This window comes from Bacillus sp. RC51 (assembly GCF_044908115.1).
Classification (GTDB): domain Bacteria; phylum Bacillota; class Bacilli; order Bacillales; family Bacillaceae_G; genus Bacillus_A; species Bacillus_A mycoides.
Map to the genome: position 1 here is coordinate 268,182 of NZ_JBIYCW010000001.1, position 12,768 is coordinate 280,949.

At 36.6% G+C, this 12,768-nt stretch carries 15 protein-coding genes; 14 read left to right on the forward strand and 1 reads right to left on the reverse strand.

Going from position 1 to position 12,768, the window contains the following annotated elements; translation table 11 throughout:
- Positions 1–4 precede the first annotated feature (4 nt).
- The 3 genes from moaD to ABH959_RS01425 are packed head-to-tail and all read left to right on the forward strand — an operon-like array spanning position 5 to position 1,851.
- Positions 5–241 carry a molybdopterin converting factor subunit 1 gene (gene moaD / locus ABH959_RS01415; RefSeq protein ID WP_050000169.1) on the forward strand — a complete coding sequence of 79 codons (237 nt, stop codon included), beginning with the start codon at positions 5–7 and terminating at the stop codon, positions 239–241.
- A gap of 48 nt (positions 242–289) precedes the next feature.
- Positions 290–778 carry a cyclic pyranopterin monophosphate synthase MoaC gene (gene moaC / locus ABH959_RS01420; protein WP_098632120.1) on the forward strand — a complete coding sequence of 163 codons (489 nt, stop codon included), beginning with the start codon at positions 290–292 and terminating at the stop codon, positions 776–778.
- A 20-nt stretch (positions 779–798) separates the two neighbouring features.
- Entirely contained in the window at positions 799–1,851 is a 1,053-nt protein-coding gene (locus ABH959_RS01425; protein ID WP_404492191.1) for a P-loop NTPase, read from the forward strand.
- 471 nt (positions 1,852–2,322) lie between these two features.
- Here the strand turns inward: ABH959_RS01425 and ABH959_RS01430 are convergent, their stop codons facing one another.
- Entirely contained in the window at positions 2,323–3,405 is a 1,083-nt protein-coding gene (locus ABH959_RS01430; RefSeq protein ID WP_404492192.1) for a flagellin N-terminal helical domain-containing protein, read from the reverse strand.
- Positions 3,406–3,661: 256 nt separating this feature from the next.
- Between ABH959_RS01430 and ABH959_RS01435 the strand changes: the two genes are divergently transcribed.
- From ABH959_RS01435 to flhF, 11 genes are all read left to right on the forward strand, one after another.
- The gene (locus tag ABH959_RS01435; RefSeq protein WP_404492193.1) at positions 3,662–4,447 is read left to right on the forward strand and encodes a lytic transglycosylase domain-containing protein; all 786 of its coding nucleotides are present in this window, start codon (positions 3,662–3,664) and stop codon (positions 4,445–4,447) included.
- Positions 4,448–4,512: 65 nt separating this feature from the next.
- Entirely contained in the window at positions 4,513–4,737 is a 225-nt protein-coding gene (locus ABH959_RS01440) for a flagellar motor switch protein FliN (RefSeq protein ID WP_000775712.1), read from the forward strand.
- A gap of 14 nt (positions 4,738–4,751) precedes the next feature.
- Complete coding sequence (gene fliM / locus ABH959_RS01445) at positions 4,752–5,738, forward strand: flagellar motor switch protein FliM (protein WP_002011997.1); 987 nt, start codon at positions 4,752–4,754, stop codon at positions 5,736–5,738.
- Between the two features lie 10 nt (positions 5,739–5,748).
- Positions 5,749–6,108: a flagellar motor switch protein FliN gene (fliN, locus tag ABH959_RS01450; RefSeq protein WP_002011996.1), complete on the forward strand. Its 360-nt coding sequence runs from the start codon at positions 5,749–5,751 to the stop codon at positions 6,106–6,108.
- A gap of 12 nt (positions 6,109–6,120) precedes the next feature.
- Positions 6,121–6,441 carry a hypothetical protein gene (locus ABH959_RS01455; RefSeq protein ID WP_000121176.1) on the forward strand — a complete coding sequence of 107 codons (321 nt, stop codon included), beginning with the start codon at positions 6,121–6,123 and terminating at the stop codon, positions 6,439–6,441.
- Complete coding sequence (locus tag ABH959_RS01460; RefSeq protein WP_002118006.1) at positions 6,438–7,196, forward strand: flagellar type III secretion system pore protein FliP; 759 nt, start codon at positions 6,438–6,440, stop codon at positions 7,194–7,196. Before ABH959_RS01455 ends, ABH959_RS01460 begins: the two co-directional genes overlap by 4 nt.
- 33 nt (positions 7,197–7,229) lie before the next feature.
- Complete coding sequence (locus ABH959_RS01465; protein ID WP_002011993.1) at positions 7,230–7,505, forward strand: flagellar biosynthetic protein FliQ; 276 nt, start codon at positions 7,230–7,232, stop codon at positions 7,503–7,505.
- Positions 7,506–7,520: 15 nt separating this feature from the next.
- Positions 7,521–8,282, forward strand: coding sequence for a flagellar biosynthetic protein FliR (locus ABH959_RS01470; RefSeq protein ID WP_001055697.1), 762 nt, complete (start codon positions 7,521–7,523; stop codon positions 8,280–8,282).
- 10 nt (positions 8,283–8,292) lie between these two features.
- A complete protein-coding gene (flhB, locus tag ABH959_RS01475; protein ID WP_002011992.1) occupies positions 8,293–9,339 on the forward strand; it encodes a flagellar type III secretion system protein FlhB in 1,047 nt (348 codons plus the stop codon).
- A gap of 23 nt (positions 9,340–9,362) precedes the next feature.
- Positions 9,363–11,429, forward strand: coding sequence for a flagellar biosynthesis protein FlhA (flhA, locus tag ABH959_RS01480; protein WP_078203041.1), 2,067 nt, complete (start codon positions 9,363–9,365; stop codon positions 11,427–11,429).
- Positions 11,430–11,443: 14 nt separating this feature from the next.
- Positions 11,444–12,754, forward strand: coding sequence for a flagellar biosynthesis GTPase FlhF (gene flhF / locus ABH959_RS01485; RefSeq protein ID WP_002168716.1), 1,311 nt, complete (start codon positions 11,444–11,446; stop codon positions 12,752–12,754).
- The last annotated feature ends 14 nt before the right edge of the window (positions 12,755–12,768 follow it).

Sequence of the window (12,768 nt, forward strand, 5' to 3'; positions counted from 1 at the left end):
GAAAATGATTACAATTTTACTGTTCGCAAATTTACGAGAAGAAGTCGGCTCAGAGAGATTAGCAATAATAGAAAAACGAGAGATGACTGTTCATCAATTGAAAAAATGGCTGAAAGATAACTATCACTTACAGACGCTAGAAAAAGTTATGGTAGCAATCAATGAAGAATTTGTAACGGACGAAGATACTGTAAAAGCCGGAGATACCGTTGCGTTTATCCCGCCTGTAAGTGGAGGTTAATTTTTTCTATTCGAGTATCAAAATTTTCATACGTTAAGGAGGATCATTATGAGTGAATTTTCGCACTGGAACGAAGAGGGAAGAGCTAAAATGGTTGATATTTCTCAAAAGGATAGTTCAACACGCACAGCTATTGCGCAAAGTACGATTTCTTTATCAAATGAATTATTTGAGGCAATTCAAAGTGGTGGATTGAAAAAAGGAGACCCGCTCCAAGTAGCGCAAGTTGCTGGAATAATCGGTGCTAAAAAAACAGCCGATATTATTCCGATGTGTCATCCGATATTAATACAAGGGACAGATTTTACGTTCCATTATGAAAAGACAAGTGATGGGTATGAGTTAATGATACGAGCGACAGTAAAATGCAGCGGTAAAACAGGTGTAGAAATGGAAGCATTAACTGCTGTATCAATCGCCGCCCTTACTTTTTACGATATGTGTAAAGCAGTTGATAAAACGATGGTCATGAAAGAAACGTATTTAGTACAAAAAACGGGTGGGAAAAGCGGAGACTTTTTTCACAAGGTAAAATAATTACAATGGAAGGAATGTGTATGATGATTACTCACGAACAGATTATGAACGCGTTAAGCCATGTAGAAGATCCAGAGTTACATAAAAGTATTGTGGAACTAAATATGGTTAGAAATATAAAAATAGATGGTACAGAAGTTGGGCTAGAAGTTGTTTTAACAATTCAAGGTTGTCCGTTGAAAGCAAAAATTCAACAAGATATTGAAGACTCCCTTCGAAACATTGGTGCGTCGAAAGTTTCCTTAACATTTGGCTCAATGACGCCAGAAGAACGAGCAACATTAACAGCATCTTTAAAGAAAGAGGCTAGAACAGAAACAGGTATGCCTAGTATGCTTCAATCTGATTCAGGGGTGCGTTTTATTACTATAACAAGCGGAAAAGGCGGAGTTGGAAAATCAACTGTGACGAGTAACCTTGCTACTGCTTTAGCTCGTATGGGCAAAAAGGTTGGGATTTTAGATGCAGATATATATGGATTTAGTATCCCAGCGATGATGGAAACGAAAGAAAAGCCAACGATGATCGATCAAACGGCAATTCCAGTCGTTAGTCACGGTGTTAAAATTATGTCGATGGGATTCTTTACAGAGGGAAACAACCCAGTTATGTGGCGCGGGCCGATGTTAAACAAATGGATACAAAACTTCCTTGCGAACACGCACTGGGGAGAATTAGACTACCTTCTTCTTGATTTACCACCTGGAACAGGAGATGTTGCGATTGATGTTGCTGCGATGATCCCGCAAGCGAAGGAAATTATCGTTACGACGCCTCATAACGTAGCTTCATTTGTCGCGTCTAGAGTAGGAGTAATGGCAAAACATACGAAACACGATATTTTAGGTATCGTTGAAAACATGGCATATTACGAAGAACAAGACGGCTCAAGAAACTATCTCTTCGGAAAAGGCGGCGGTGAAATGTTAGCAGAACAACTGCAAACAGAAGTGATAGCACAAATACCTTTTGCGAAGCGTGAAGAGAACAATGGTTCATGTGTATATGATGAAGATTCACTTGTTGGGGAGATGTTTACTTCTTTAGCGGAGGATCTAATTTATAACGGATAGATTGATATAAAAGTGGGATACATAGCATGTATGTATCCCACTTTTTATTTTTTATGGAGTTATTTTAATAGTTTTAAAGGTTATATATTTAAGATTGTAGTAACTGCGAAACCATTTGCGAAATTTGATTTGCTTGTGAAACGGTATTAAATGCAACTAAATGCTCCATCGTAACATTCATCCCACACAACGACTGTCTAGCCATTCATACCAATACGCATAATGGACATTCCTTATAAGTTAATATATGGTCTTAAAGCTAATAACGGTTATGAAAAGAAAAAGGGGCTTATGCTCACTTTATCTTTTTGTTTTAATACACGGGACGAGGTCCGAATAAGCCCTGACCGCTTCCAAACATGGCTGGAGCTTCTCTCTAGGCTAAAAAGAAAGCCTTTAAATCTGTCTATATAGAAAAAATAAACCTCTCCGCAAGCAGAGAGGTTTATTCATGAAGCTAACTCAAATGGCTTATTGTAATAATTTAGAAACCATTTGAGGAGTTTGGTTTGCTTGAGAAAGCATGCTGATACCAGCTTCGTTCAAGATTTTGAACTTAGTCATTTCAGACATTTCTTTTGCCATGTCAGCGTCTTCGATTTGAGAAGCAGCTGAAGCCATACTAGCAGATTGGCTCTTAAGGTTGTTTACGTTAAAGTCAAGACGGTTTAATGTAGCACCTAGAGTTGCACGGTTAGAAGCGATTGTTTTAAGAGCCTCATCAATTTGTTTAACTGCATTTAAAGAATTTCCTTTAGTTGCATCTGTGTCAGCAACTTTCACATCTTTACCCGCAGTGTGGATAGCTGTAGCATTAGCGTCATTTTTAGTTGTATCGAATGTAGTAAGTGCTTGATCGATAGCCTCTGCATCTTCTTTACTTAAAGAAGATTTGATTTTATCAAATTCACCTTTAGCAGCAGTAACATCTGAGTTTCTATCAGTAGCATCTGGTGATTCTAATTTAGCAATTGCGTTTTTAAAGTCAGTTAGGTCAACTGGAGTAGTTGGAGCCGCTTTATCAGCACCAATTGAAATTTCATTGATTCCTAATTTTTCAAGAGTCACAGCTTTTAATTCTACGCCAATTTGTTGATCTTTATTGCTTGAATCTAGAGTTTGGATATTAATTGTATTATCTTCTTTTAATAAGTTTTTGTCATTAAATTGTGTGTTTTCTGAGATATAAGTGATTTGGTTTTGTAAAGCAGAAAACTCTTTTTGTAATGCATCTTTGTTGTCTGCAGTATTCGTACCGTTCGCAGATTGGTTAGCGATGTCACGCATACGAAGTAAGATGTTAGATACTGAGTTCATTGCTGAGTCAGCTGTACGAATTAAAGACATACCATCTTGTGTGTTGTTAGCTGCAACACCTAATCCGCTTTCACGAGCACGCATACGAGTTGCGATTGCAAGACCTGCTGCATCGTCAGAAGCGTTGTTGATACGTTTACCGCTTGATAAACGGTCCATAGCGTTGCTCATTTTTGTTTGGTTTTGGCGCATGTACTCTTGAGTACGCATGCTATTAATGTTTGTATTAATTCTCATGTTAAGAACCCCCATTTTTTTATATTGACTTTTCTGCAAATCGAAAAACGGTAATATGCGAAAAAATCGATTTCGAGATTTATTGTAAGCCTTGCTATAACGGGTGTCAACTAAAAATTCGAATTAATAAATATAAAAAAATAACAGTTTAACAATATATTCATTTTTTTATTAAAATATTATTAAAAGGATTATTGCAAACTTTTTTAAAAAACTCTAATATTAGATTATCTTTGTTTACCGAAAAGGTGATATTATGGTAATTGGAAATATAGTAAAAGAAGTTCTTGCATATAAAAAAGGACAAATGCAGCAAAAGTTAAGTAGTCCGCAGGCGTTCGTTAGTAGCCGTTTTCAAGATCAATTGCAGAGTGAACCTGCGAAGGAGACGAAGGTTACTCCGCAAACGGCAAAAGTAGAAGATATGAGTCAGCCGGTACAATCTACGAAAATAGAAACGGTTGTTAATAAACCGGAAGAATCTATTAATAAAGTAGAGGAAGCGAATAAGCCTGAGGAAAAAGCTGAAACGAAGAAAGTAGATGAAGTGCAAGTTGCACAAAAAGAGTTTGAGCGACGTTTCTCAGAAATGAAAAATGAGCCTGCTGATACGTGGGGATTAACGAATAAATATAATATTCAGAAAATACGTTCTTCAAATGAAGGTAAGTATGAGGATATTATTGATCGCGTAAGTAGTACATATGGAATTCCGAAAACGTTAATTCAAAAAATGATTGAAGTAGAGTCTAATTTTAATCCAAAAACGGTGTCACATGCAGGGGCGATGGGGCTGATGCAGCTTATGCCAGCGAATGTGAAAGAGATGGGTATAAAAAATCCATTTTCACCAGCTGAAAGTATTGAGGGCGGTGTGAAAGAGTTAAGCGGTTATTTAAAGAAAAATAACGGTGATCTCGTATTGGCGCTTGCTTCTTATAATGCTGGTCCTGGTAATGTGAGAAAGTACGGAGGCGTACCACCATTTAAAGAAACGCAAGGATATATTAAAAAAATATTAAATATCGACGTTTCGAAATAGAAAATTTCATTATATAAATAGAGAACATGAAATTTTTGTGAACATGATATGGGAGTTGGCTAGATTTGAAATTACAAGATGATATTCCGTTAACAATTTATTTTGAAATCGGAAATACGAAAAAGAAAATTGAAGATCTGCTTCATATTACGAAAGGTACATTGTATCGTCTTGAAAATTCAACGAAAAATACGGTGCGTCTTATGCTTGAGAATGAAGAGATTGGAACCGGAAAGATTTTGACGAAGAATGGGAAAATGTATGTCGAAATCGTTGAATTGAAAAGGTAGGGAAGGGGATTGTCATGAGTGGCGAAAAATTAAGCCAAGAGCAAATTGATGCCCTGCTGAAGGCGGTAAATGAAGGCGAGGAAATGCCGGCTTTCGCACAAGAAGCAGGGAAGCAAGATAAATTTCAAGAGTATGATTTTAATAGACCAGAGAAGTTTGGTGTTGAACATTTACGTAGTTTGCAGGCGATTGCGTCTACATTTGGAAAGCAGACGTCACAGACGTTGTCAGCGCGTATGCGTATTCCAATTGAACTCGAGCCTTCTACTGTTGAGCAAGTTCCATTTACGAGTGAGTATGTGGAGAAAATGCCGAAAGATTATTATTTATATTGCGTGATAGATCTCGGTTTACCAGAGCTTGGAGAAATTGTTATTGAGATTGATTTAGCATTTGTTATTTATATTCATGAATGTTGGCTTGGCGGAGATAGTAAGCGTAACTTTACGATGCGCAGACCGCTAACGGCGTTTGAATTTTTAACGCTTGATAATATATTCTTGCTTCTTTGTAAAAATTTAGAGCAATCATTTGAAAGCGTTGTTGCGATTGAACCGAAGTTTGTAACGACGGAGACAGATCCGAATGCGCTGAAGATTACGACGGCGAGCGATATTATTTCATTATTGAACGTAAATATGAAAACAGAGTTTTGGAATACGACAGTTCGTATCGGTATTCCGTTCTTATCTGTTGAAGAAATTATGGATAAGTTAACGTCTGAAAATATTGTCGAACATTCTTCGGATAAGCGTAAAAAGTATACGTCTGAAGTAGAAGTGAAAGTAAATCAAGTGTACAAGCCTGTTCACGTTGCGGTTGGTGAGCAGAAGATGACAATGGGCGAGATTGAGCAAATTGAAGAAGGCGATATTATTCCGCTTCATACGAAAGTTTCAGACCAACTACGTGGTTATGTAGATGGAAAGCATAAATTTAATTGTTTTATCGGGAAAGATGGAACGCGTAAGGCGCTCCTATTTAAAAGTTTTATAGAGTAGGAGGATCCATATGAAGCATGAAGTATCTCCTGTGTCATTAATGGGATTAGAAGAATTTGCAGGGAAACGAAATGAAGCGGGGAAGGCACATATTGATACCGTTTCAGATATTTCGATTGAACTTGGAGTAAAGCTTGGGAAGTCATCTATTACGCTTGGTGATGTGAAGCAGTTAAAAGTTGGCGATGTTCTTGAAGTAGAGAAAAATTTAGGACATAAAGTAGATGTATATTTAAGTGATATGAAAGTCGGTATTGGTGAGGCAATAGTAATGGACGAGAAGTTTGGTATTATTATTTCTGAAATTGAAGCTGATAAGAAACATGCAGCGCTTATGAAGGCGCAAAATCAAATGCAGGATAAAGAGTAGAGGAGGAGTCATATGTCGTATATGACGACCTTATTTCAAGTCGTTTTACTGTTTGGTGCGCTCGGCTATGGTGCATATTATATGACGAAAAAGACGCGCAAACAGCAGTTTTTTAAGCAAGGTGAAAATGGACACATTCAAGTGAAAGACGGTGTTTATTTAAATCATCAAACGAGTGCCTTTTTATTTGAAGTGGACGGAAAGCAAGTGTTCACTGTTATTAGTAATAACGGTGTACAATCTGTGCAGTTAACAGGAACAGGAAATCAGTTTCAACAAGCGCTAGAAGACGCGGTGAAGAGTGAAACGAAAAAAGTAGAGGATCCATCATGAGAATAAAGAAACAGTTATCGTTATTTGCCGTTATTTTCGTATTTTCTATTATTTTTTCATTTGTTTTTGTAAATCCAGCGTATGCAGCCCCGAACGGCTTTATTAATTTCGAAAATGGAAAAGAGTTTACGAGTAATTCAAGTGTACAACTATTCGCGCTCGTTACCCTTCTATCATTATCTTCTTCTATCGTTCTTTTATTTACGCATTTTACTTATTTTATGATTGTTCTTGGGATTACTCGTCAAGGGCTTGGGGTTATGAATTTACCACCGAACCAAGTGCTTGTTGGACTCGCATTATTTTTATCGCTGTTTACAATGCAGCCAGTACTTGGTCAATTAAAGAGTGATGTGTGGGACCCGATGACGAAAGAAAAAATAACAGTAAGTCAAGCTGCGGAGACGACAGCTCCGATTATGAAAGATTATATGTCGAAGCATACGTATAAGCATGATTTGAAAATGATGCTGAAAGTGCGTGGAGAAGAGTTGCCGAAAGATTTAAAGGATCTTTCATTGTTTACGCTTGTGCCATCCTTTACGTTAACGCAAATTCAAAAAGGGTTACTTACAGGGATGTTCATTTATTTAGCGTTTGTCTTTATTGATTTAATTATTAGTACACTTTTAATGTACCTTGGGATGATGATGGTACCGCCGATGATTTTAAGTTTACCATTTAAAATACTCGTTTTCGTATATTTAGGTGGATATACAAAAATCGTCGATATTATGTTTAAGACGGTCGCCTGAAGCGTTTGATGCTATGTGATAGGAGTCATATAAATGAATACGTCACCAATTATAGATATTTTCCAAACCTTTTTTTATAAAGGGGTTATGATTTTAATGCCGATTGCCGTTGTAAGTATGATTGTCGTTATTATTATCGCGGTTATTATGGCGATGATGCAAATTCAAGAGCAAACGCTGACGTTTTTACCGAAAATGGCGAGTATTGTGCTCGTTATTATCATTTTAGGTCCGTGGATGTTTCAAGAGTTAACGATGCTTATTTTAGATTTATTTGATAAAATCCCATCGCTATTGCGTTCGTACTAAGATAGGTGAACTGAAATGAATATGGAATTATGGGCGGCGACGTTTTTTGCGTTTTGTCGCATTACTTCATTTTTATATTTTCTACCGTTTTTCTCAGGTCGATCAATTCCGGCGATGGCAAAGGTTACATTTGGACTCGCTCTTTCGATTACAGTGGCAGATCAAGTGGATGTCTCTCACATAAAGACAGTTTGGGATGTAGCAGCTTATGCAGGAACGCAAATTGTAATTGGATTATCACTTTCAAAAATTGTAGAGATGCTGTGGAACATTCCGAAAATGGCAGGGCATATTTTAGACTTTGATATCGGTTTATCACAGGCGAGTTTATTTGATGTAAATGCAGGGTCACAGTCCACTTTGCTATCAACAATTTTTGATATATTTTTTCTTATTATTTTTATTTCACTGGGCGGCATTAACTATTTCGTTGCTACGATTTTAAAGTCGTTTCAATATACAGAGGCGATTTCAAAATTGTTGACGACTAGTTTTTTAGATAGTCTACTTGCAACGTTATTATTTGCAATTACATCAGCGGTTGAAATTGCTTTGCCACTTATGGGCAGTCTATTCATTATTAATTTCGTCCTTATTTTAATTGCAAAAAATGCACCGCAATTAAACGTTTTTATGAATGCGTACGTAATTAAAATAACGTGTGGTATTTTGTTTATTGCGATGAGTGTACCGATGCTCGGTTATGTGTTTAAAAATATGACAGACGTATTACTGGAAGAGTATACGAAACTATTTAACTTTTTCTTAACGAAGTAGGGGGACGCGCATGGCAAAGGATAATAAAACAGAAAAGGCCACCCCGCAGAAGCGTAAAAAATCGCGTGAAGAAGGGAATATCGCCCGGAGTAAAGATTTAAATAATTTATTTTCCATTCTTGTATTAGCAGTTGTCGTTTACTTTTTCGGAGATTGGCTCGGCTATGAGATTGCACATTCCGTAGCGGTACTGTTTGATCAAATTGGAAAAAATACAGATTCGACCGAGTATTTTTATTTAATGGGTATATTACTTCTGAAAGTATCGGCTCCTATATTAATACTTGTATATGCTTTTCATTTGTTCAATTATATGATTCAAGTTGGTTTCTTATTTTCTTCTAAAGTACTTAAGCCGAAAGCATCACGTATTAATCCGAAAAACTATTTTACGAGATTGTTTAGTCGTAAAAGTTTAGTAGATATTTTGAAATCACTGTTTTATATGGGATTAATCGGTTACGTTTCGTACGTTCTCTTTAAAAAGAATTTAGAGAAGATTGTTAGTATGATTGGATTTAACTGGACAGCGTCACTTACTGAAATTATTAGCCAAATTAAATTTATCTTTCTAGCCATTTTAATTATTTTAATCATTCTTTCTATTATTGATTTCATTTATCAAAAATGGGAGTACGAACAAGATATTAAGATGAAAAAAGAAGAAGTGAAACAAGAGCATAAAGATAATGAAGGTGACCCGCAAGTAAAGGGGAAACGAAAAAACTTTATGCATGCCATCTTGCAAGGGACAATCGCGAAGAAGATGGATGGTGCAACGTTTATTGTGAACAACCCGACGCATATTTCAGTTGTGCTTCGTTACAATAAACAAGTTGATGCGGCGCCTATTGTCGTTGCAAAAGGGGAAGATGAGCTCGCATTATATATACGAACGCTTGCCCGTGAACAAGAAATACCAATGGTGGAAAACCGTCCGCTCGCTCGTTCTTTATATTATCAAGTCGAGGAAGATGAGACGATTCCAGAAGATTTATATGTAGCTGTAATTGAAGTTATGCGCTATTTAATTCAAACGAAAGAACTTGAAGTATAATAGCGCGTTTGGAGGGGATCTCTTTGTTTAAGATGGATTCTGCAAGAACCTATTTTTCTATCTTTTTAGCAGCGTCATTCGTTGTGGCGCTCTTAATTCCACTTCCACCATTTATACTTGATATCGTTATCGTTTTTCTACTAAGTATGTCAGTGCTTATTTATATGCGAGCTACAAGTATTAACGAGTGGGATGAATTAAAGTCATTTCCGACGATGTTGTTATTAATCGGGATTTTCCGCGTATCGATTAACGTTTCGACGACGCGAGCGATTTTAACAGACGGAAATGCGGGTCATGTTATTGAAGAGTTCGGCCAGTTCGTAATTGGCGGGAACTTATTAATTGGTATCGTTATTTTTATAGTATTAATCATATTCCAGTTTATCGTTGCAAACGGTGCGTCTCGTACAGCTGAAGTAGCAGCTCGTTTTACACTTGATTCTTTACCAGGGAAACAAATGTCTATCGATGCTGACTTGAATCAGCGTCTTATTACAGAAAAAGATGCACAGGCGAAACGAAAAAAATTAAATATGGAAACAGAGTTTTACGGAGCGATGGATGGTGCCGGAAAGTTCATTAAAGGGGACGTTATTTTCGGGATTGTCATTTTATTCGTAAACATTATTTTCGGTTTAATTGTCGGTATGATGCAGCAAGGAATGAGCTTTGCAGATGCGGCTATTCACTATACACAGTTAACTGTCGGTGACGGAATTGTAAACCAAATCGGTTCGTTAATGCTTGCGATTTCAACAGGTATTATCGTAACGCGTGTATTTGACGGTTCAGCAGATACAGTAACTGAAGGAATCTTTAAAGAGTTATTAGCGCATGAAGTTGTTGTATATGCGCTTGGTGGTTTATTTATCGCAATGGGTGTTTTTACCCCGCTACCATTTCTACCATTTGCTCTCGTTGGTGGAACAATTATCTTCTTAGGAATTCGCAATAAAAAGCGAATAAAGAAAGAAAAAGAAGACGAGCTTCAAAAAGAATTAGAAATGATTCAAGGCGAGGATGAGCAATTACAGCAAGTGGAAGATTCATTCGGAGTCTTTACAGATAAATATCCAATTATTGTAGAGCTCGGTTTAGATTTAGCGGCGCTTGTAAAGCAGAAGATTAACGGGGAAACAGCTCGAGATAAAGTTGTTCTTATGAGGAAGTCAATTATTACCGACCTTGGAATTAACGTTCCGGGAATTAACTTTAAAGATAATACGAGCTTTAGACCACGCGGACGTTACATTATTCGTATTAAAGGTGCGAAGGCGGCTGAAGGTGTTTTAAAGTCAGGTTATTTATTAGCACTGAAAACACCGAATGTAATGGCTGATTTAGATGCAGAGCCGGCGAAAGATCCAATTTTTGGTGAAGATGGATATTGGATTTTGGAGCATATGGTACAAGATGCACAAATGAAAGGCTATCAAGTGTTAGAGCCGCTTAGCATATTAATTACGCATTTAGATGTTGTCGTTAGACGTAATCTTCATGAGTTAATTCAGCGTCAACATGTGAAAGACTTGATTAACTCGCTTGAAACTGATAATGGCGTTTTATTAGAAGAAATTAAGAAGAAAGAAATCGATTTATCACTCGTGCAAAATGTTATTAAACAACTTCTGAAAGAAGGAATTTCAATTCGTGATTTACCAACAATTATTGAAGGTATTATTGACGGGAAAGAAATTTATCAAAACCACGTTGATGGTGTAACGGCATTTGTTCGTGAATGTATTTCAAAAGTTATTTGTGAGAGTGCGAAAAATCCTGATGGAAAAATTTATGCGGCACTCTTCGCTGACTCGCTTGAGTTAGATGCGGATGTTGTTAATAATTCATACCAAGGTTATTTATTAAACTGGGATTTAGATTTAGAAACGCGAGTAGTAGAGCAAGTACAGCGCGTTTTCAAACAAGCTCGTTTAATGGGAAGAGAGCCAGTATTATTAACACGCAGAAAAGATTTCAGGTTTGCGATTGTGAGACTTCTTGAACGTTATCAAATAGAAGCGAAAGTATTATGTATTAGTGAATTAGCACCAGAAATTGTTGTAGATCAAATTGCTTATATTGAATAGTAGGGGGTGAAGTAATGGAAAGTACAGAAAAAAAAGAAGCGTTAATGCGAATAAAAGCAGCTTCGAAAAATGAATTGTATCGAAAGTTATTTGACCAATATGGTACAGATTATTACTACGTTGTCGATGAAAGTGTAAAACGAAACATCCCGTTTTTTTGGAAGAAGAATTATGAGATGTTAGTCGCTTTTCCTGAAGATAAACAGGAAGAAAGTAACGAAGGCGTAACTCAATTTCATGAACAATTAATGGATGTTGTAAATGAACCTTCAGAAGAAATTGTGAAGGCAAATGGAATTCAATCGGTACTGCACAATTTAGAAAACGTAACGACTTCTATGTCGTACGCAGCGATGCAAACAGGAAATAGTGAAGAATGGGCAAGAAAAAAAGAGAAACTATTACAACTGTTTGAAAAGGGTATTGTCGTTGTGAAACATACAGAAGAGACGAAAGTAGCTAAAAAACAGCCTGTTGTGAAACAAGCTATTTCTGTAAAGAAAGAAGAAGTAGTTATAAAAAAAGAAAACCAGGAATCTGTACCATTTATTATTCAAAAAGTAATTCGGATGTTAGAACAAAACGATGTGGAACAATATTTCATTCATGCATATGCTGAAAAATTAAAAGTGAAGTTTGAGAATGCAACGATGATTACAGAAGAAGAAGTCATCGGATACATATTGGAAGATATGAGATCTCATTTTAATACTGAAAACGTATTTGAGAAAGAGGTACAAACAATTGCATTAATCGGTCCAACTGGCGTTGGAAAAACGACGACACTTGCGAAAATGGCATGGCAGTTTCACGGTAAGAAAAAAACGGTTGGTTTTATTACGACAGATCACTCTCGCATCGGGACAGTACAGCAACTGCAAGATTACGTAAAAACAATTGGAGCAGAAGTTATCGCTGTGCGAGATGAACCCGCAATGGCAAGGGCACTTACTTATTTTAAAGAAGAAGCTCGCGTCGATTATATTTTAATAGATACAGCCGGTAAAAATTATCGTACGTCAGATACAGTTGAAGAAATGATTGAGACGATGGGGCAAGTAGAGCCAGATTATATTTGTTTAACGTTATCTGCTTCTATGAAAAGTAAAGATATGATTGAAATCATTACGAATTTTAAAGATATTCATATTGATGGAATCGTATTTACGAAATTTGATGAAACAGCGAGTAGTGGTGAATTGTTAAAAATTCCAGCAGTATCATCAGCACCAATTGTATTAATGACAGACGGACAAGACGTGAAGCAACATATACATATCGCTACAGCTGAACATTTAGCAAAACAAATGTTACAAACATCGTAAGAAAAGAGGTGAAG